The following is a 19,080-nucleotide window of genomic DNA, read 5'->3' as shown; positions in this document are numbered from 1 at the left end:
TCCCCCTTATATATCCCCCCACCTCTACGATGCTTTAAGAGGTTAGCATTATCGTGCGATTTATTTTATGCAAGTGAGGATATACCTCACTTGTGGGGAAAATAGAGAATCTATACTATTTATTCTTTTGCCACCGCACCTTACTAAAAACTACGTTTTTGCCGCATTTACATTATGTATTAACGCACACTTACAACATTCTTGGCTTATGGTAAAACCGCGAGCTATAAAAGCATTTCAAAATCTCAAAACAATGTTTTTTGCGTAATTGATGGAATCTGCAAAAGCTCATAAGTCTTAGCAGTAGCCACTCGTCCCTTTGCTGTGCGTTCTAAATACGCATTGACCAGCAAATAAGGCTCTATTACATCTTCAATAGTCGCCTCATCTTCACTCATAGCTGCTGCGATGGTATTTAGCCCTATGGGTTTGCCTTGAGCCTGTGCTAAAATACGCAAATAGCGTAAATCTAGCTCATCAAAGCCTAGCTCATTGACCCCAAGCTCATTAAGCGCATATCGCACACATTCAAGGCTAATCTCTCCCTCTTTAGCATAGATTCCCACCTCGGCGAAATCCCTTACCCTACGCAATAATCGCAAAGCAATGCGAGGTGTGCCTCTTGAACGTCTGGCTATCTCATTTGCACCATCTTGTGAAAGTGCTTTTTTGAGTTTTTTTGCGGCGATACAAAGGATACGTGCAAGTTCCTCTACCTCATAAAATTGCAATCGAAAGCTCATACCAAATCTATCGCGCAAAGGATTTGAAAGCATACCTGCACGTGTTGTTGCACCAATAAGCGTAAAAGGGGCAATATCAAGTTTTATAGTTTGTGCAGCAGGTCCAGAGCCAATGATTATATCAAGGCGAAAGTCTTCCATTGCCGGGTAGAGAATCTCCTCAATCGCAGGGCTTAAGCGATGAATCTCATCAATAAATAAAATGTCATTTTCATTAAGATTGGTTAAAATCGCCGCTAAATCACCGGCTTTTTCAATCATAGGTGCGGCACTCACCTTGATACTACTTCCCATTTGATGAGCGATGATATGGCTTAGTGTCGTCTTACCTAGTCCGGGTGGTCCAAAAAACAAAATATGATCCAAGCACTCACCACGTTTCTTACTCGCTTCAATGGCAATTTTGAGATTCTTTTTGATCTTTTCTTGTCCAATATATTCTTCCCATACGCTTGGACGCAAAGAGGATTCTTGTGTGGCTTCAAAGTTAAACTTCTCTACCTCAACGATACGATTTGTCTCTCGCGTATCACTTTTACTTTGAATCTCTGTCTTTTCAAGGGCAATTTTTTCCATTATGAGTAACTCTCCCCATCGCTTGGGAAGGCTAAAGATTTTACATCATTAGCATACGCTTTTATAGCCGTTTTGAGCATTGCCTTGCCATCGCAGTAGCGGCGCACGAACTTAGGCCTAAAGCTATCAAAAAATCCAAACGCATCACTCCATACGAGAATCTGTCCATCACATTCTACCCCCGCGCCAATGCCTATGGTAGGAATCTTTAAGGCTTCTGTAATCGCACTTCCACAAGGCTTACTCACACCCTCAATGAGGATTCCAAACGCACCGACTTCCTGCATAGCTAAAGCTGTTTCTACCAACTCTGTGCTTTGTGCGCTATCTTTACCCTTGACTTTGAATCCTCCATCAAAGCGCATAAATTGCGGCTTTAACCCGATATGTGCCATCACTGCAAACCCTTCATCGCATAATGCCTTGATGATAGGGAGTTTTTCCATACTTACTTCAAGTTTAATAGCATCTGTGGAGGTGTGTTTATAGAATCTTAGTGCGTTTTTGAGAGCTACTTTTGCAGTGGTATAGCTCCCAAAGGGCATATCCGCGATGACAAAAGAATGCTTAATGCCTCTGCACACGGCTTTTGTGTGATAAATCATCTCTTGCATACTTAAGCTTAAAGTATCACTCTGCCCTCCAAAGCTCATATTAAGACTATCCCCTACTAAAATCACATCAACTTCCCCATCAAAAATACTCGCCATCAATGCATCATAAGCCGTAATAGCTGTGATTTTCTCCACACCCTTTTTTGCCTTTAGCGCAGTAAGGCTTAATTTCTCATCAAGCATTCTCTCCTCCTTTCAATTCCACACTCTAAGATTCACAATGCAATAATACCACGCCACATACTACCATAACAATGCCTATATATCCTAGAGTGCTTAATCGCTCTTTAAATAATATATAGCCTCCTAATGTCGTGCCAATAATACCTATCGCGCCCCAAGTCGCATAAGCTACGCTTAAAGGCAAAACTTCTATGCTAATGGCTAAAACGCTAAAAGCAGCCCATACCATTAAAATACACATTGTAGTATAGCCCTTATGTGTAAAGCCTTGCGATTTTTTCAAAAGCAAATTTGCCCCAATATCAAGCAACGCAGCGATTAAGACACAAAGCAAAGCAAGTAATTTGCGATTAAGTAAGTCACTCATCATTTTCCTTTTTGTAAGAATCTGTACTTTTTATCTCTGCGTAATTAATGAGTAAAATCCCGCTAAGAGCAAGTAAAATCCCTAATTTTTCATAGAGTGAGAGTGTCTCGCCAAAGTAAAAAATCCCTATGAGTGCCACACATATCCCGCCAAGCACTTCCCAAATTGCATAGGCTACGCTGATAGAGAGGCGTTTGAGTGAAAGTGCCATAAAATAATAAGAGAGGACAAGCAGCACATACATACCTATAATGCCCAAGATTCTATATCCCTCCGTGAGAGTGCCTTTAAGCAAAGTTGTAGCTAATACTTCAGCCAAAACCGCACAAAGAAGCAATACGTAGGCTCTTTTTAAACTCATTTTTGCCTTCTTTGTTTGCTATGTTTGCGCTGCTTTATGCCTTGAGGCAATGGCGGGAGAGAGGGCTTTTGTATGTATATAAGAAGCAAAAGTAAGCCACTTATAGTTAGCATCACGAGGCTTAAAATCTGCCCCATTGATAAGCCAAACGCATAATAGCCCATCTGCACATCTGCCTCTCTAAAATACTCACACACAAATCGCGCGATAGCATAAAGTGCCGCATAAGCCACAAGAAGCAAACCGGGCTTCTTTATGAAACGTAGCAAACATATAAGGATAACAAAGACTACAATCCCCTCGCTAAAGGCTTCAAAAAGCTGACTAGGATAGCGTAACTCTCCATTGACAAGTATGCCTATGCTTTTCCCAAAGCTCCCCTCTGACACGAGGCGTCCAAACAACTCGTGATTAAAGAAATTTCCCAAACGTCCAAACACATAGCCTAATGGAATAGAAATAGCGGAGAGGTCCATAAATACCCAAAAAGGCTGTTTTTTAAGATAGCAAAATAAAATCGCTGCTATCACAAAGCCACTTACCGCGCCGTGATAACTAATCCCGCTAATCCCTACAAACACCCCATCAACATAGGGATTAAACATCTGCCAAGGCTGCATGAGGTATTCCCACCGCTGCGGTGAATAAATCAACACATAACCGATACGTCCACCTAAAATCACACCCACTTCCACCCAAATAAAAAAGCTATCAAGATTCTCTTGTGTAACAGGAAAGCGCTCATTGCGATATTTTACAAAAGCTTTTGCAATAAAAAGTGCAATGAGCATAGCACTCACATACATAATGCCATACCAATGCACACTTATGCCCCCTAATTCAAAGGCAATAGGGTCTATATAATCATAGATTCTATTCCACACACTATATTCCAAACCTATTCCTCCATAATCTTAATTTTAAATTCATCGACCATATCTACCTCCTCAAAGAGCATAAACAATCGCAAATCATCAACAACAATTTCAATCTGCATTTTATCGACATCTCTTAATTTAAATAAATATCCAAACATATAAGAACTTAGCGGATAAGCTCCGACAAAATAAATACGTAATATATTATCCTCTGTTACAAATTGTGGAATAAGATTCTCAAGCTCAATTTTAAAGGTCAAAAACGCATCATAACTCTTTAGTTTTCCTACGCTTCGTATCACTCGTAAATCATTGATAGTCTCAATATTTAACGCCATCTCTATCCTTTGTGCGAAAATATATTATAGCAAAGCTTCTTTGTAAGAGATTAAACCAGGCTTTTCTAGTGGAAAGCGAATTTTTACTTCAGCCATAGATTTGCTATGATGTATTTTTGTCCGCCATTGTGCTTTATAAAATCGCATTATACGCTTCCCCCTACCCCCAATTACCCTTTGTATGGGTGTTTTGACAAAATGATAGCAAGGCTTAAAAGGATATGAAAATATAATCAATATATGCGTAGCCCTTATATAAAGCGTGCAAGATATAAAAAATTGCTTATGAGTGATATATGATGGTGCCTTATCTCTAGTAAAAAGGTGCATTTTATCTATACGTATAATGTGGTGCTCGATGATATTATGCAGACTCTCGCACAATACAAGTTCAAAACTATCCACACAAGTAACATAAGGTTTCAAACGAGATTCTATCCACAGAAGAAAGGAAGGGATAGCCCCAAAATGCGCTTTAAAATCTATATAATACATTCGCATTTAGGCTCTAAACTTCATAATAGCATTATTGAGTTCCTTTACTTTTTGGGACATATCATTGGCTACTTTTTGGACATTATGCCCCACACTTTGGGTAGATTCTGAAGATTTGACAATCTCTTGCATCATCTCCGCAAGTTCTTTGGTGCTTTGAGCAATGGATATATTAATATCTTTAAGACAAATGGAATTTTGCTTTGTCGTATCAAGCTTTTTATGTGTGTGATGTGCTTCATCAATAAGCGGCGCTGTCTTATCTGCAATATGAGCCATATCTTTTGTTGTCTCTTTAATTGTCTCTCCTACATTATCAACGCTCTGGGTTACAAGATTCACATTTGTAGCAATTTCACTAAGAGATTTCTGTGTTCGCTCGGCTAACCTCCTTACCTCATCAGCCACCACCGCAAAGCCTCGCCCGTGCTCTCCTGCACGAGCTGCCTCGATAGCGGCATTAAGGGCTAAGAGATTGGTTTGGTCGGCTATATCACTAATGATAGAAAGCACCGATTTGATTTGCTCTGTATGCTCTATAAGCTCCTCAACACTTCCTAAAATCCCCTGCTGATTTTGAGCAGAGAGGGTAATAAGGTTAATAGAATCTTGCAAGTTCTTTACAAATTCATCTAAAATTGCTTCTGTTTGGGCTATATCATCTCCGGTAGCATTGGCAATTTCTTCAGCATTATTTAGTTTTTCGCTGACGCTATGGGCTAAAGCATTGACTTTATCAACAAGCTCAAATTGCTCATCAGCATTCTTTGACAGCACATTTGACATATCAAGTAGTCCACTGCAAGTTTGCATATTCTCTTCGCTCACGCGCTTACTCACAGAAATAGTCTCTTGAATGGTTTGAATAAATTTATTCACATAGCCTGAGGTAATACCCACCTCATCATTACTCTTAATAGCAATACGTTTGGTTAAATCTCCGCTTCCACCTTCAGTAAGCTCCTTTGCCATATCTCGCAAACGATTAAGAGGCTTTATAAGCTCTTTTTCAAAAAATATATACAATCCTAAGAGCATTAACACTCCCGCTACAATCATTGTAAGTAAAAGATAGTTCTCGCTTACTTCAATTTGCTCATAAAAGCTTTCTGTGGAAATTTTTAGCTCAAGAACACCTAACACATCACCTTCTCGCAATATACCATCTTGATGGCAGGTCATACACGATTCATCAGCGATTAATGGCTTTAAGAGCGCTACTTTATGTGTATTGCCTTCATATACTTCTGCAAATTGGGCTGTTTTGTTGGCAAATACCTCCATCACTTTTGGGTCATCACTTACATTATCTGCCATACCAAACAAATCAATCACATTTTGAGATTTATGAATCTTAAGATGAAGCACGCCGGGTATCTTACTTGCATTAGCAAGTCCCGCATCAATCATTTCTCTCGTGCCTATATTCATACTCATACGCACTGTTTGAAAGATAGAATCTCCAAGCATTTGCGCACTTCTCTTACCTTCTTTGACAGCCATATTTTGATAGCCTAAAGAAATAATGCCATAGAGCACGCTAAAACAAATAATAATGAATAGCAGCAATGTAAAAAGCACTTTAGAGCGAAATGTTTGCAGCATTCTAAAACCTTTTTTGACTTAAGCTAATCGTTTAAGAGCCTCCCTGACAGCCTCACTCACGCTAGAGGCATTCACACTCTCAAGCACCTTATTAATCTCACTTTCTTTGAATCCAAGTGAGCGCAACGCCAAAAAGGCTTCGTGCTTGAGAGTGCTTTGCTGATTCTGTAATAATTCTGCAAAAAATCCTGCCACATCTACCATAATCTTCCCCGCACCCTTTTGCCCAATACCAGGTACTTTTTTGAGTGCGTCAATATCTTTATTGGCAATAATATTAGCAAAATGCGCAGGGGTATAGGTAGAGAGTATAGCTAATGCCACCTTTGGACCCACGCCATTTATTTTAATTAAACGCTCAAAAGTTTTTCGCTCCGTTTCTTCCATAAAGCCAAAAAGCAAATGCGCGTCCTCGCGTATAATGTATGCACAGATAATTTTTACTTCTTTTTGCGGATTGTTTTCTATCTCTGCCCTTAATGCAGAAGTGGCATTAAGAGACATTTGCACCCCATAAATTACCCCTCCTACATCAATTTCAACAAACATTGGCTCCAATTTATACACAACACCCCTTAACCCAACAATCACTTTCTACTCCTTAATGTCTTCATACTCATCACGTGGTATTTTTTGCAACTTAAGTTGTTCTTTATTAATACCTATATATGTCTCCTCACCATCATTAATAAGTAGCATATCCTTTGCTTCAGGGAAAAAGCTTTCATAAGTGATTTCATTTTCTTTCTGCCAAGGCACATCAAGCATAATAATGGCATTCTGCGTTTGCTTATCAAGTTTCTCTAAATGAGCATTGAGCTTTTTGCTCTCCTCTTGCAAAACAAGTAGTCTATCTTTCAAATATTTTGTGCGACGTAGCAATACCACATATTGCGCCACACTTTCAGTGATATTACGCTCATTAGGCTTACGATTACGTTTATTTTCCTCCATAATGACCTTAATCTTTTCCACCACAGGCTTTGTTTTACGCACAAGGGCTAAGTCTTTATTCAACACATTCAAAATGGTATTCATTGATTGAATATTTTCCTTAATGCGAGCATTAATATGCTGCACTCCTTCTTTTTCTTTTGAAGAAGCTCGAGAAGAAATCATAAAACGATTTTCACCACCACTCATATTTTTAATATGCACTTGATGAGATAGAGTAATTTTAGTATGTGAATGGAGATTATTAATCTCTACCTCCCTAGCCATTACATTCCCTCCATTAGCCTGCTCAATAAATATCTTTTGAGCATCTACTTCACCTAATTCTAAACGATTAATATGGATTTTCTCCCCAATAGCCAAACCCTTGTGCATATCAATACTGATTTCATCAGCCTTTATGGTAGCACTTTGATGGGTTTGTCCATTAATCTCTACCTTTTTTGCTATCACCTTTGCATTTTCTGCAACACTCCCATAGATTTTAACCTCTTCTGCCTCGAGCACTATACCCGCACCTATAGCATCAACATTAGAATCTGTACAAGCCACTTCTACTATAAAACCTTTTTTATCCCCTCCAAGCAATGAACCATTTTTACGCAAACTTACTTCAGGGAAGTTAAAATCCGTAAGGATTCTTAGCTCTCCTTCCCCTACGGCGACATAGCCATCTTGTAAGGCATAATACGCTATTGCCTCTTGTGTATCCTCACTTCTAAAATCACTTTCTTTGAATCGTAGTTTCACTTCTGGTATCCCAGCCTCTTGCTTTTTTACATGGATATATTCTCCTTTAAGATTACGTCCACTCATACCTTCTTGTGCTTTCATACTTAAACCCACTAAATCACCACTTTTTGCCGCATATGAGGCAAATTCTAACCGCTGCTCGTGTGAGGCATTCCATTCATCTTCAAGGACAAATTTAAACGCACAATCCACATTTGGGATAAACCCTCCTGCTTTTGCAATTACTATACGTCGCGTAGATTCTATCTTGCCACTAATAGAGAGAGAATTGAGCAATTCTTTAAGGGATTGGATTTCTTCTTGGGTATCCTTGTCAAAAAGCCTTATGATAATATGCTGGCGAATCTTCTCTCGTGTGATTTGTGCATATAATTCATTAAAAAATGCATCATCATCACACACTTCTAAACCCGCCTTAAGCTCCAAGCTTAATTCATAGCATTCGCTATCCATATGCAGCGCAACAAATGGGGCTAAATCACCCTCTTTAATCCCACGCAAGACAATGTCATACACTTGCCTAATCTCAAAGGTATTGTCATTATATTGTGCTTCATTTCCCAGAATCTTCGTGCATTCCTCTTTAGAGAGCATATTAAAGTCTTTCTTTTTCTCGCCACGATAGAGTGTGTTAATATGTAATATATCAAAGCTTACCATTTGCTCTTCAATCGCATAGGTATCGCATATTTTTTTAAGCTCAACATTGACATCAGTGCAGGCTTTTATAGAAACTGGTTCAAAGAGTTGCATAAACACCCCATAGCTTAAAATTTGTCTATTATAGCTATAATTCTACAACTTTTCATCTTTAAAACAAGGTAAAATGTGATTAAAAAGGCATTTTTAACAAATAGCAGCGGGATTTTACTCTCTCGAATTGCCGGATTAGTGCGGGATTTATGCACAGCGAAAATACTGGGGGCAGGTGTATATAGTGATATTTTCTTTGCTGCTTTTAAGCTTCCTAATCTCTTTAGACGAGTTTTTGGTGAGGGGGCTTTCACACAGAGTTTTTTGCCTAATTTTATCCATAGTCGCAGGAAAGGAATGTTTGCCCTCATTACATTTCTTATTTTTGCATTCTTTATACTTATTCTTTCTATGTTTGTGATGTGCTTTAGTGGATTTTTTACCAAACTCCTCGCCTATGGCTTTGATGAGGCGACTATAAACCTCGCTAAACCCATCGTAGCCATTAATTTTTGGTATTTAGAGCTTGTTTTTATCGTTACTTTCCTCTCCTCACTTTTGCAATACAAAAATTGCTTTTGGGTCAATGCCTATAACACCGCACTTTTAAATCTCTCAATGATAGCCGCCCTATTTTTAGCCCACGATAAAGATTCTATGCAGGTGGTGTATCTACTAAGCTATGGCGTGATATGTGGCGGGATAGCGCAGATTCTTTTACATTTTTATCCGCTTTATCGCTTAAGATTTTTTAAGCTCTTATGGGTAGGCGTGATTGAATTCTGGCAATGGTTTAGCGCCAAAGAGACAGATTCTAAGATAAAAGTGCGGATTGCTCAAGCAAAGCAAGATTTAAAAAGTTTTTTTAAACAATTTTTTCCTGCTATGCTAGGTAGCTCCACTGCACAACTTGCCTCTTTTACAGACACACTGCTTGCCTCATTTCTTGCTGCGGGGAGCATTAGCTCACTTTATTATGCAAACAGAATCTTCCAATTCCCCCTAGCCATCTTTGCCATAGCCATATCCACCGCACTTTTCCCCCTCATCGCAAAAGCGATTAAAAATCAGCAAAACGCACAAGCCCTTAAAGCACTAAAAAAATCATTTTGGTTTTTGTTTATTGTGCTTTGTATGTGCGTGGTTGGGGGCATTTGGCTAAGTCCTGAAATCATTAGCCTCTTATACCAATGGGGGCAGTTTAGCGCGGAAAACACGCTCATTGTATCGCAAGTTTTTAGCGCATATATGATTGGCTTAGTGCCTTTTGGTTTGAGCAGAATCTTCTCTCTGTGGCTTTATTCCTATCAAATGCAAGGCAAAGCTGCAAAAATTTCAGCCATATCTTTGCTGTGTGGCGTTGGATTTTCACTTATCCTTATGCACCCCTTTGGTGCGATGGGCTTGGCATTAAGCGGGAGTTTGAGCGGCTTTGTGCTTTTTATTCTTACCATTAGAATCTTTGGCTTCAAGCGATTCTTGGATATAATAAACCACAAAAAAGCGTGGCTACTCCTTATTGGCATTATCAGTATAGAATCTTTACTTTTATATTGGCTCAAGCCCTATGTGAATGATTTTGTGCAGACATTTCATATTTTTGTGAGGAATTTAGTATGATTACCCTTTTTGATAGCGCGAAAAAGCAAAAAGTCTCTTTTGAGCCTATATGTGAAAATCAAGTGCGACTTTATGTATGCGGTCCCACGGTTTATGATGATGCACATTTAGGGCACGCGCGAAGCTCCATAGCCTTTGATTTGTGGCGGAGGTTGTTTATCTTTCTAGGCTTTGAAGTGATTTTTGTTAAAAACTTTACTGATATCGATGACAAAATCATTAAAAAATCCCTCCAAAGCGGTATGAGTGTAAATGAACTCAGTCAAAAATATATCCATTCATATCTTAAAGATATGGAGGCACTGGGCGTTTTACGTGCGGATATAGAGCCAAAAGCCACGGAAAATCTCCCTCAAATATGTGAAATGATAGAATCCTTACTTGCTAAAGGCTATGCATACACAGGAGAACATAATGATGTATATCTAAGCATTCATAAAGATTCGCTTTATGGCTCACTCTCCCACCGCAGCGAAGATTCACACAATCAAAGTCGTATCCAAAACGCACAAGATAAGCTAGAGATTAATGACTTTGCATTATGGAAAGGCTACAAGGGCGAAGATGATATTGCCTATGAAAGCACTCTAGGCAATGGGCGTCCAGGGTGGCATATAGAATGCTCGGCGATGGTTGAAAGATATCTTGCCTATAAAGACAAGCCCTATGCGATTGATATTCACGCCGGTGGAGCGGACTTGCTTTTTCCACATCACGAGAATGAAGCCTCGCAAACACGCTGCGCCACAGGGCGAGAGATTGCTAAATATTGGCTGCACAATGGCTTTGTCAATATCAATGGCGAGAAAATGAGCAAATCACTTGGCAATAGCTTTTTTATCAAAGACGCGCTCAAAACCTATGATGGCGAGATTCTGCGCAATTATCTTTTAGGGGTGCATTATCGCTTGGCACTCAATTTTAACGAAGAGGATTTATTGCAAAGCAAAAAGCGATTAGACAAGATCTATCGCTTAAAAAAACGTATAGAATCTGCTCATCCAAACACAGAGGGTAATCACACAGAGGATTTAAGCCATCTCTCTAGGCTTAAAACCATCACAAAAGATGCCGATAAAGCCTTTTTACACTCACTCATTGGGGCATTAAGCGATGATTATAATATTTCAAAGGCACTTAGCATTATTGAAGATATGCTCTCTCATAGCAATGATATGCTTGATAAGAATCCAAAGGACAAAGCCCAAAAGCAAATCATTAGGGCAAATCTTGCGTGCGTGGAGTTTTTACTAGGATTAGGTGGCAAGGTGGCACAAAGCTACTTCCAACTTGGGCTTGATGAAGCGACAAAAGCACATATAGAATCACAAATCGCCAAGCGTCTTGAAGCCAAAAAGGCAAAAGACTATGCCTTAGCTGATACAATCCGCGATGAGCTAAAGAATCAAGGTATTGAGATTATGGATACCCCCTCTGGCTGTATATGGGAGAAGGTGTAGATAAAGGATAGATGAAGATTCTCTATTTTATTATCCCTTTGCTATTGCGATGTAATCGCCGCATTTGCTCGGAGTGCTAATCCAAACTTGTAAAAGGTCTTGAACATAAAGAGCTAAGCCTTTTATTTCCACCTGAGGGATAAAGCAAAACTCCAATTTCGCCTTGTTTTGCCCTTGCGGGATTTCATCAAGTGAGATTCTAAGGTTTAGAATCTATTATGCCCTTGCTGTTGCACTTTGTGCCGCAAGGGTCTTGCAACTCAAAGCAAAGCTTTTTGTTGCGCCTAAAGGACGCACTTATCATCGCACTTCATTTGGTTATCAAGTGGGTTTTTAAGGTTTAGAATCCTAAGTCTATCTATAACCCCTACTCATATTTACCCATTGTAAAAGACGATAATATAAAAATATTTTTTTCTCAAGCCTTATTAGCATAACAACTTATAATATCTAATCTACACAAACTACATATTCTCACAAACCTAAAGAGTGTGAGCAAAGTTCATCATACCCCACACCGCAAAGATATAAGCCTTGTGGTGAGATGGGGTAAGCATAATGCTGCTTTTGTGCTAAAAGCTGCTCTTGCAAGTGTTGCATACTCATCTCTCCTCTACTCACGCTTAAAGCCGCGCCTACCATAAGCCGCACTTGTGAACGCAAAAATCCATTCCCCCGCACATACACGACATCTATACTCTTATAGCGATAATATTTTATATCAAAGATAGTCCGCACATTACTTTGTGTAAAAGAGCCATTTTTTTTAAAATACAAAAAGTTGTGCTCCCCTTTAAAACAATGCAAAGCAGCGATAAAACGTGCCATATCGCCTATTTTTTGATGTGTCACATAAGATGAGGCAAAAGGAGGAGGAAAAGTGGGAGAGAGTAAAAAACGATATGCCCTCCATTTGGCATCAAAGCGAGGGTGGAAATGATGAGGCACTCTTTTAAGTGAGCGTATCATAATATGCGGATAAAGCTTTGCATTTAAAAGTGAGAGCAAGAAGGCAGATTCATATCGATGCAAATGTGAGCTTTTGAAGCTAATCACCTGCCCTGTGGAATGCACACCCTTATCTGTGCGTGAAGCCCCTAGAATCTCCCCGCTAATCCCTACACGTCCTAAACCCTCTTGCAATGCACCCAACACACTTTTTTTATGCTTTTGCAAGGCAAATCCGCTAAATGCGCTCCCATCATAAGCTATCACGGCTTTATAAGTGTGCATTAATAAAACTTAGCAATAAACTTTTTATACAAAAAAAAGCCCAAAGCGAACCACACAAGTGGTATCAATACCATACCTGTAAGTGGAAAATGCTCTGAGGCAATATATACAGCAATAAAATAAATTGCTACTGAAGCAATAACATAAAAATATGATTTATTAGAGCTAAAGCGAGGATTAGCAATACCAAAGAGTGGAACAAAAAAAAGTGAAACCAAAGGAAAAAATGATACAGTAATAGCTTGAGTAAGCTTACGCGATTTTTGAGTAGTGTTAGAATAAAACGCATCGTGCCAATACTCAAATAAATCATAGCCCCTAAGTTGTGGTTCTCCCACATTTTGCCGCACACTCATCTCCTCATAATCGACTCTTTTAATCTCTTCAGGAGCGGCAAAATATGCGCTGCCTTGCGTTAAATGAAGTTCAAAAAGCCCTTGATTATTACTTGTCTTACCCGATTGCGCGATAATAAAAGTATCACCCTCAAAACCATTTTCAGAAAATAAAATAAGATTCTTATACATACGATTTTGCACGCTATCGACATACACAAGCCAATTTCCTAGCTTTTGCCCAAATTCACCGGGCTTGATATTTACATCAATATCTGCTCTTTTTTTTGCCACAAAGTTTTTAGAAGCGCTATTGGCAAGGGGCAACATAACTAAAGAGAATATAAGTAGAATCATAGTAGCAAGGAGCGTAATGGGCAAAAAAAATCTCACTATATCTAAAGGTTTGCTCCCAAGCGAAAAACACACCATCAGCTCATATTCATATGCTAAACGCGATATGCCAAGCACCACAGAAGCAAAGAAAGTAATAGGGATAATAAAAAATAAACTGCTAGGTATGAGATATAAAAATAATGTGCCCAAATCCAAAAAGCTCATTTTCACCACATAGGTGCGTCCTGCGATATCAATCAAAAGCACCACAGAAGCAATAAAAAGCAGCACAAAGAAAAATGGAAAAAAAATCTGTGCAAAAGATGTGAATAGGTAACGTTTAAGCATAGAGTAAATCCCCATAAGAGAGCCACAGCATTTGCATTATCGTGCCTACAAAGATAAAAAAGCAAAAAGGAAGCTTAAGATGAATAAGATTCCTTTTATACCATATCGCCAAAAATAGTGCATACACTAGAGCAACTATACTTCCTAAGAATACGCTCACAAAAGCACTTAATGCACCAAAAGCAATACCCAAAGCACTTAGCACAACAATATCAGCCTCCCCAATAATATCCTTATGCATAAAAGATTGATAAAGAATCTTAAGGGTAAAAAACACACCCCCCACACCAAAGCCTAGTAGCACCCTTTGCATAAAGCTTTCATACACAATACTGCTTTCTAAAAATGCATACACAACACATACAAGCAATAGCGAAAAATTCAACATATCAGGCAATGCAAGGCATTTAATATCAATCAATCCTAATAGCAACAAAAACATCAATATCACATACGAAGCACCTATATCCTGCCACACAAGAACAAAAAAAGAACACACACACAGCACAAAAAAGCAGATTCTATAATACCACGATGAAAAGACAAATGACAAAAGAGTCCGATATTGTGCCTGATAGTCGATATAAAGAGCCATTAGCACTACCCCAACAAATCCATAGCATAAAGAAAGAGCTATAAATATGGGTATTGCCTCTATCATAGCTACCTCACAACACCATCTTTTACATCAACGAAAAGACATTCTCCCAAACATTCAGCACTGCCCAAAACACCATTATGTTTTCTAAAACGTTTAACTATCTGTTTGCCACCCTCCAAAACAGGAGCAACTAGCACTCCACCATCTTCAAGCTGGTCGATTATCATCTGTGGAATGGCACTAGCACAAGCTGAAAATAAAATCGCATCAAAAGGCGCATATTCTGCCCAACCCCTCTGTCCATCATCAAGTTTGATGAAAATATTATGCACTTGCAATGCCTGAAATCTCTGTCTAGCTTGTGAAAGTAGCTTATCAATACGTTCGATACTAAATACACGGCGAAACAAATAAGAAAGCACCATCGCCTGATAACCGCTTCCACAGCCAATTTCTAATACAGAATCTCCACCATTAGGAGCAAGATACTCTGTCATTTGCGCTACTGTGAGCGGAGAACTGATATATTGAGATTCTGCCATAGGAAGAGGCTTAATGTCATAAGCTAGATGCTGTGCAAATCCTGTGGGAATAAACCTTTCCCTATCAACAGCACAAATTGCTGTAGCGACTTTTGGCGAGAGAGGGAAAATCTTTTGAATCTCATTGCACATTGCTCGAGCAGCAAATTTATACATTAATTTATCTTTATATTGGTATTGATATATTTTCTCATACGTGAAGTCTCACTAATATCGACTTCACACGCCACAAATGGCTTCTTGTCATTTTTATACACAATACCATAAGGTGTGATAATCGCGCTTCCCTTTGCCATCACATCATTAGCACTATTGCTTGCCATTACAAAAGCTTGATTGGCTATTGCTAAAGCTGTGGAGAGCACTTCAAAGTGATTTTTACGTGCTTTAGCCCATTGCGCAGAAACAAATATAATATCTGCTCCTTTTATCTGCTCCCATAGCTCTATAAAACGCAATTCAAAGCAAATGAGAGCCGCACATTTGATACCATCAATCTCAAAAATGCTTATCTCTTCTTTATCCCCCGGGCTAAAATGCAGTTGCTCATCACCGAGCAAAAAAAGCTTATTCTTGCTTTGCTTATGTATCATCTCACCCTTATGAAATACCTTGAGATTATTGAAAAATTTTTTATTTTTCTCCTCAATCATTGTTATAACCAATGTATTTTTATATTTTGCACTGCATTCCAAAAGCCGCTCGGTAGCAAGCTTTGAAAATGTGCTTGCCTCACTCATTTTTTGATAAGCAAATCCGCTTAGCGCCACTTCAGGCGCGCAAACAATCGCGTCCTTACCACATTGAGCTACAAACTCTTCTACATATTTAAGATTCTCTATAAAGTCCTGCCCTGTCTTCATCTGCATACAATATAATTTCTTAGAAATCATCAAAATTAATGCTCCCTTTTGAATAGTTTGTTACCTTAGCTTCGAAAAAGTTTGTCTTTTGATCATTGAAGTTAGCAAACTGATCTACCCATTTAATAGGATTCTTAGAATGATAAATAGGCTCAAAACCTACTGCTTTAAGACGAGTATCGGCTAAAAACTGGATATATTCACGTATAATATCTGCAGTTAATCCTAGAATCTGCCCTTGTGTGATATATTCACCCCAGCTTGATTCTATATCCACAGCTTTTTTAAACATCTCTATGACCTCTTCTTCAAGCGCGGGGGTAAATAAATGCCCCTCCTCCTTGCGCAAAGCATTAATCATATTTTGAAATAAAAGCAAATGCGTTACCTCATCGCGTTGGATAAATCGTATCATTTGTGCAGAACCTAGCATTTTCCCGCTTCGCGCTAATGTATAAAAATATGAAAACCCACTATAAAAATAAATCCCCTCTAAAATTTGATTAGCAAACATCGCTTTGAGTAAATTCAGCTCATTTGGATTCTTGGCTAATTCAATATATACATTTGCGATATTATCATTCTTGCTTCTAAGCTGCATATCCACACGCCACATATCATAAATCTCCTCCGTGTTTGCCGAGATAGATTCTACCATTACCGCATAACTTTGAGAATGCAAAGCCTCCTCATAAGCTTGCCGCACGAGGATAAGATTAATCTCTGGGCTTGTGATATAGGGATTAACATTATCAATTAAATTATTTGTCTGTAATGAATCCATAAAAATAAGTTGCGCCAATGCCCTATCATAGCCGAGCTTCTCTTGTGCGGTTAACCCACCATTGTAATCACGTTTGTCCGGATTCATATTCACTTCTTCAGGAAACCAAGTATTAGCAAGCATTACTTTCCATAGGTTATAAGCCCACTGATATTTGATTTTATTAAGTTCAAACATACTTGTAGGATTACCGCCAAAGATACGCCTTTCATTCACACTCTCTGTAGATTCAGGGTTATAAATAAGCTTACGTGCAATAGGCTGAAGAGCTTGTGCTTTATTCATTGAAATAACCTTTAAAAGAAGAAAAATAGAGCTACAATTCTATTTATTTCAGGCTTAAATTCTAATTTGAAAAGCAAATTGAAATGAGAAATTTAAAAATATAGAGAGAAGCGATGGTGCGGGAAAGAGGACTTGAACCTCCACGCCTTGCGGCGCCAGATCCTAAGTCTGGTGCGTCTGCCAATTTCGCCATTCCCGCAAGAAGATAGAAACAAAGTGTGGATTTTACTTATTTAATCTTTAAACTTTACTTAGAATCTAACCATTGCGTGATAGCTAGAGTAAGTTCTGCTGTGCCTAAGCCCAATGTAGATTCTATAATATCACTCTTGCCGTGTGGGACAAACTCATCTTTTATCTCAAAACTTTTAAGTGATATGCCCTGTATGTTTTCATCAGCGATACATTCTAAAATCGTGCTACCAACTCCACCCATATAATAGCTATCGCTAAACACACACACGTGCTTGTGATTTGCAAGTAATTGAACTAATGTTTGCCTATCAAGGGGCTTTACAAAACGCAAATCTAGCAAACTTGGCTTATAGCCCTCTTTTTGCAATGCTTTGCATACTTGATATGCCCTCCCCACACCATTACCATAGCCTATAAGCAAGAGATTTTCCCCATCTATTAACAACTCCGCCTTCCCTAGCACAAAACTACTTGCGCTAAAAATCCCATCATCAAGCACAAATTTACCACGTGGATAGCGAAAGGCGCAAGGCGAGGTATTATGGTGATAGGCAAAATCCACAGCCCTTTGCAAACTTGCATTATCACGTGGAGCAAACAGCACCATATTGGGGATAGGACGCAAATATGCAATATCAAAAAGCCCCTGGTGTGTCTCGCCATCTTCACCTACAATCCCTGCCCTATCGATACAAAACCGCACAGGTAAGCCTAAAATCCCTACATCATGGATTATTTGGTCATAGGCTCGTTGCAAAAATGTAGAATATATCGCTACAAAGGGCTTAAAGCCCTCTTTTGCCATTGCCGCCATTGAGGTAACCGCGTGAGCCTCACAAATGGCTACATCGATAAATCTTTTTGAATCTTTTTCTATAAGCTTATCTAGTCCTGTGCCACTTGGCATAGCAGCAGTTACACCCACGACTTTTTCATCACTCATATAAGTTGCTAAAGATTGGGCAAATATCTCTGTGGGCGATGTATTTGCCGCTTTTTTAAGCAAACAGCCTGTGCTGATATCAAAGGGACCTACTCCGTGCCATTGCTCAAACCGCCCTTCTGCAACATCATATCCCTTGCCCTTTAGTGTTTGTGCGTGGATAATCACAGGCTTATTCATATCCTTAGCCTTTTGTAAAGTAGTAAGGATAAGCTCCATATTATGCCCATCAATAGGACCAATATAATCTAGCCCTAATTCCTCAAATAAGATTCCCGGAGTAATAAGTTTAAGCGATTCTTCAAATCGTTTAGCCAAATAAGTAGCAGAATCTGGCATTTTAGTGAGGATTTTCTTTATGCTTTGGCGCGTTTTTTGATACAAAGGAGAGGTAAGAATCTGCGAGAGATAATTACTGATTGCCCCAATAGGCTTAGAGATACTCATTTCATTATCATTAAGGATAATTACCATCGGGTATTTCTTATCCCCTAGCTCGTTTAGTGCTTCATATACAAGCCCCGCGCTCATTGAGCCATCGCCTATCATTACAACAGGTATTTTCGTATTTGCACCCAAACTCCTTGCTCTCCCTACTCCCACAGCTAGAGAGATAGAAGTTGAGCTATGTCCTGCGATGAAATAATCACTTGAAGATTCTCTAGGATTGCAAAATCCGCTTATCCCGCCAAATTGTCTTAAGGTATCAAAGTCTTCCCACCTACCTGTAAGGAGCTTATGCGCGTAAGCCTGATGAGATACATCAAAGATAAAGGGGTGTTCTCTCACATCAAAAATTGTGTGCATACCCACAATCAAATCCACCGCCCCAAGTGTCGAACTCAAATGCCCTCCATTAGAGCTTACCACCTCTAAGATTCTCTGCCTTAAAGAAGCAGCAAGTAATTCAAGTTGGACAACAGAGAGAGTATTTAACTCTTCAAAAGCATAGCTTTTAACCAATTCATAAGTCAT

The 19,080-nt window shown here is 39.0% G+C and carries 19 protein-coding genes and 1 tRNA gene; 2 read left to right on the top strand and 18 right to left on the bottom strand.

Going from position 1 to position 19,080, the window contains the following annotated elements; genetic code table 11:
* Positions 1–245 precede the first annotated feature (245 nt).
* The 10 genes from ruvB to V3I05_RS08245 are packed head-to-tail and all read right to left on the bottom strand — an operon-like array spanning position 246 to position 8,620.
* Positions 246–1,319 carry a Holliday junction branch migration DNA helicase RuvB gene (gene ruvB / locus V3I05_RS08290; protein ID WP_295698456.1) on the bottom strand — a complete coding sequence of 358 codons (1,074 nt, stop codon included), beginning with the start codon at positions 1,317–1,319 and terminating at the stop codon, positions 246–248.
* Positions 1,319–2,116 (bottom strand): 3-methyl-2-oxobutanoate hydroxymethyltransferase, encoded by a 798-nt coding sequence (gene panB / locus V3I05_RS08285; protein ID WP_300446251.1) that lies wholly within the window; start codon positions 2,114–2,116, stop codon positions 1,319–1,321. Before panB ends, ruvB begins: the two co-directional genes overlap by 1 nt.
* Before the next feature lie 25 nt (positions 2,117–2,141).
* Positions 2,142–2,483 (bottom strand): SMR family transporter, encoded by a 342-nt coding sequence (locus V3I05_RS08280; RefSeq protein ID WP_295698459.1) that lies wholly within the window; start codon positions 2,481–2,483, stop codon positions 2,142–2,144.
* Positions 2,476–2,844 (bottom strand): DMT family transporter, encoded by a 369-nt coding sequence (locus tag V3I05_RS08275; protein WP_295698462.1) that lies wholly within the window; start codon positions 2,842–2,844, stop codon positions 2,476–2,478. Before V3I05_RS08275 ends, V3I05_RS08280 begins: the two co-directional genes overlap by 8 nt.
* The gene (gene lgt, locus V3I05_RS08270) at positions 2,841–3,740 is read right to left on the bottom strand and encodes a prolipoprotein diacylglyceryl transferase (protein WP_295698465.1); all 900 of its coding nucleotides are present in this window, start codon (positions 3,738–3,740) and stop codon (positions 2,841–2,843) included. Before lgt ends, V3I05_RS08275 begins: the two co-directional genes overlap by 4 nt.
* A gap of 2 nt (positions 3,741–3,742) precedes the next feature.
* Complete coding sequence (locus V3I05_RS08265) at positions 3,743–4,060, bottom strand: hypothetical protein (RefSeq protein WP_295698467.1); 318 nt, start codon at positions 4,058–4,060, stop codon at positions 3,743–3,745.
* A gap of 24 nt (positions 4,061–4,084) precedes the next feature.
* Positions 4,085–4,561, bottom strand: a complete 477-nt coding sequence (locus V3I05_RS08260) for a hypothetical protein (protein ID WP_295698470.1) — start codon at positions 4,559–4,561, stop codon at positions 4,085–4,087.
* Positions 4,562–6,160, bottom strand: coding sequence for a methyl-accepting chemotaxis protein (locus V3I05_RS08255; protein ID WP_343353300.1), 1,599 nt, complete (start codon positions 6,158–6,160; stop codon positions 4,562–4,564). It abuts the gene before it with no gap.
* Positions 6,161–6,178: 18 nt separating this feature from the next.
* Positions 6,179–6,751, bottom strand: coding sequence for a Holliday junction branch migration protein RuvA (ruvA, locus tag V3I05_RS08250; protein ID WP_300446247.1), 573 nt, complete (start codon positions 6,749–6,751; stop codon positions 6,179–6,181).
* 3 nt (positions 6,752–6,754) lie between these two features.
* Complete coding sequence (locus V3I05_RS08245; protein WP_300446245.1) at positions 6,755–8,620, bottom strand: hypothetical protein; 1,866 nt, start codon at positions 8,618–8,620, stop codon at positions 6,755–6,757.
* 75 nt (positions 8,621–8,695) lie between these two features.
* Here V3I05_RS08245 and murJ point away from each other — a divergent pair, with 75 nt between their 5' ends.
* Both murJ and cysS read left to right on the top strand, forming a co-directional pair.
* A complete protein-coding gene (gene murJ, locus V3I05_RS08240; protein WP_295698482.1) occupies positions 8,696–10,180 on the top strand; it encodes a murein biosynthesis integral membrane protein MurJ in 1,485 nt (494 codons plus the stop codon).
* Entirely contained in the window at positions 10,180–11,640 is a 1,461-nt protein-coding gene (cysS, locus tag V3I05_RS08235) for a cysteine--tRNA ligase (protein WP_295698608.1), read from the top strand. Before murJ ends, cysS begins: the two co-directional genes overlap by 1 nt.
* A gap of 474 nt (positions 11,641–12,114) precedes the next feature.
* Here cysS and truA read toward each other — a convergent pair whose 3' ends face one another.
* From truA to dxs, 8 genes are all read right to left on the bottom strand, one after another.
* A complete protein-coding gene (truA, locus tag V3I05_RS08230) occupies positions 12,115–12,873 on the bottom strand; it encodes a tRNA pseudouridine(38-40) synthase TruA (RefSeq protein ID WP_295698484.1) in 759 nt (252 codons plus the stop codon).
* On the bottom strand, positions 12,873–13,907 hold the full coding sequence (locus V3I05_RS08225) for an LptF/LptG family permease (RefSeq protein WP_300446241.1): 1,035 nt from the start codon (positions 13,905–13,907) through the stop codon (positions 12,873–12,875). Before V3I05_RS08225 ends, truA begins: the two co-directional genes overlap by 1 nt.
* Entirely contained in the window at positions 13,885–14,553 is a 669-nt protein-coding gene (locus V3I05_RS08220) for a prepilin peptidase (RefSeq protein WP_295698489.1), read from the bottom strand. The genes V3I05_RS08225 and V3I05_RS08220 overlap by 23 nt, the downstream gene beginning before the upstream one ends.
* A gap of 2 nt (positions 14,554–14,555) precedes the next feature.
* A complete protein-coding gene (locus V3I05_RS08215) occupies positions 14,556–15,191 on the bottom strand; it encodes a protein-L-isoaspartate(D-aspartate) O-methyltransferase (RefSeq protein ID WP_295698491.1) in 636 nt (211 codons plus the stop codon).
* Positions 15,191–15,928, bottom strand: a complete 738-nt coding sequence (locus V3I05_RS08210; protein WP_300446239.1) for a carbon-nitrogen hydrolase family protein — start codon at positions 15,926–15,928, stop codon at positions 15,191–15,193. Before V3I05_RS08210 ends, V3I05_RS08215 begins: the two co-directional genes overlap by 1 nt.
* On the bottom strand, positions 15,918–16,967 hold the full coding sequence (locus tag V3I05_RS08205) for a ribonucleotide-diphosphate reductase subunit beta (protein WP_295698496.1): 1,050 nt from the start codon (positions 16,965–16,967) through the stop codon (positions 15,918–15,920). Before V3I05_RS08205 ends, V3I05_RS08210 begins: the two co-directional genes overlap by 11 nt.
* 114 nt (positions 16,968–17,081) lie before the next feature.
* Positions 17,082–17,166, bottom strand: a tRNA-Leu gene (locus V3I05_RS08200).
* Between the two features lie 48 nt (positions 17,167–17,214).
* Positions 17,215–19,080 (bottom strand): 1-deoxy-D-xylulose-5-phosphate synthase, encoded by a 1,866-nt coding sequence (gene dxs / locus V3I05_RS08195; RefSeq protein WP_300859895.1) that lies wholly within the window; start codon positions 19,078–19,080, stop codon positions 17,215–17,217.

Origin of the sequence: Helicobacter mastomyrinus (assembly GCF_039555295.1) — a bacterium.
Classification (GTDB): domain Bacteria; phylum Campylobacterota; class Campylobacteria; order Campylobacterales; family Helicobacteraceae; genus Helicobacter_C; species Helicobacter_C mastomyrinus.
The sequence above is the reverse complement of the archived record's forward strand: the minus strand, read 5'-3'. Positions and strand labels throughout refer to the sequence as shown.

What these genes read in the sequence shown, in the direction of transcription:
- ruvB (WP_295698456.1), bottom strand. Translation starts at nt 1,319, where the DNA reads ATGGAAAAAATTGCCCTTGAAAAGACAGAGATTCAAAGTAAAAGTGAT.
- panB (WP_300446251.1), bottom strand. Translation starts at nt 2,116, where the DNA reads ATGCTTGATGAGAAATTAAGCCTTACTGCGCTAAAGGCAAAAAAGGGT.
- V3I05_RS08280 (WP_295698459.1), bottom strand. Translation starts at nt 2,483, where the DNA reads ATGAGTGACTTACTTAATCGCAAATTACTTGCTTTGCTTTGTGTCTTA.
- V3I05_RS08275 (WP_295698462.1), bottom strand. Translation starts at nt 2,844, where the DNA reads ATGAGTTTAAAAAGAGCCTACGTATTGCTTCTTTGTGCGGTTTTGGCT.
- V3I05_RS08265 (WP_295698467.1), bottom strand. Translation starts at nt 4,060, where the DNA reads ATGGCGTTAAATATTGAGACTATCAATGATTTACGAGTGATACGAAGC.
- V3I05_RS08260 (WP_295698470.1), bottom strand. Translation starts at nt 4,561, where the DNA reads ATGCGAATGTATTATATAGATTTTAAAGCGCATTTTGGGGCTATCCCT.
- V3I05_RS08255 (WP_343353300.1), bottom strand. Translation starts at nt 6,160, where the DNA reads ATGCTGCAAACATTTCGCTCTAAAGTGCTTTTTACATTGCTGCTATTC.
- V3I05_RS08245 (WP_300446245.1), bottom strand. Translation starts at nt 8,620, where the DNA reads ATGCAACTCTTTGAACCAGTTTCTATAAAAGCCTGCACTGATGTCAAT.
- truA (WP_295698484.1), bottom strand. Translation starts at nt 12,873, where the DNA reads ATGCACACTTATAAAGCCGTGATAGCTTATGATGGGAGCGCATTTAGC.
- V3I05_RS08225 (WP_300446241.1), bottom strand. Translation starts at nt 13,907, where the DNA reads ATGGGGATTTACTCTATGCTTAAACGTTACCTATTCACATCTTTTGCA.
- V3I05_RS08220 (WP_295698489.1), bottom strand. Translation starts at nt 14,553, where the DNA reads ATGATAGAGGCAATACCCATATTTATAGCTCTTTCTTTATGCTATGGA.
- V3I05_RS08215 (WP_295698491.1), bottom strand. Translation starts at nt 15,191, where the DNA reads ATGTATAAATTTGCTGCTCGAGCAATGTGCAATGAGATTCAAAAGATT.
- V3I05_RS08210 (WP_300446239.1), bottom strand. Translation starts at nt 15,928, where the DNA reads ATGATTTCTAAGAAATTATATTGTATGCAGATGAAGACAGGGCAGGAC.
- V3I05_RS08205 (WP_295698496.1), bottom strand. Translation starts at nt 16,967, where the DNA reads ATGAATAAAGCACAAGCTCTTCAGCCTATTGCACGTAAGCTTATTTAT.
- dxs (WP_300859895.1), bottom strand. Translation starts at nt 19,080, where the DNA reads ATGACTTATGAATTGGTTAAAAGCTATGCTTTTGAAGAGTTAAATACT.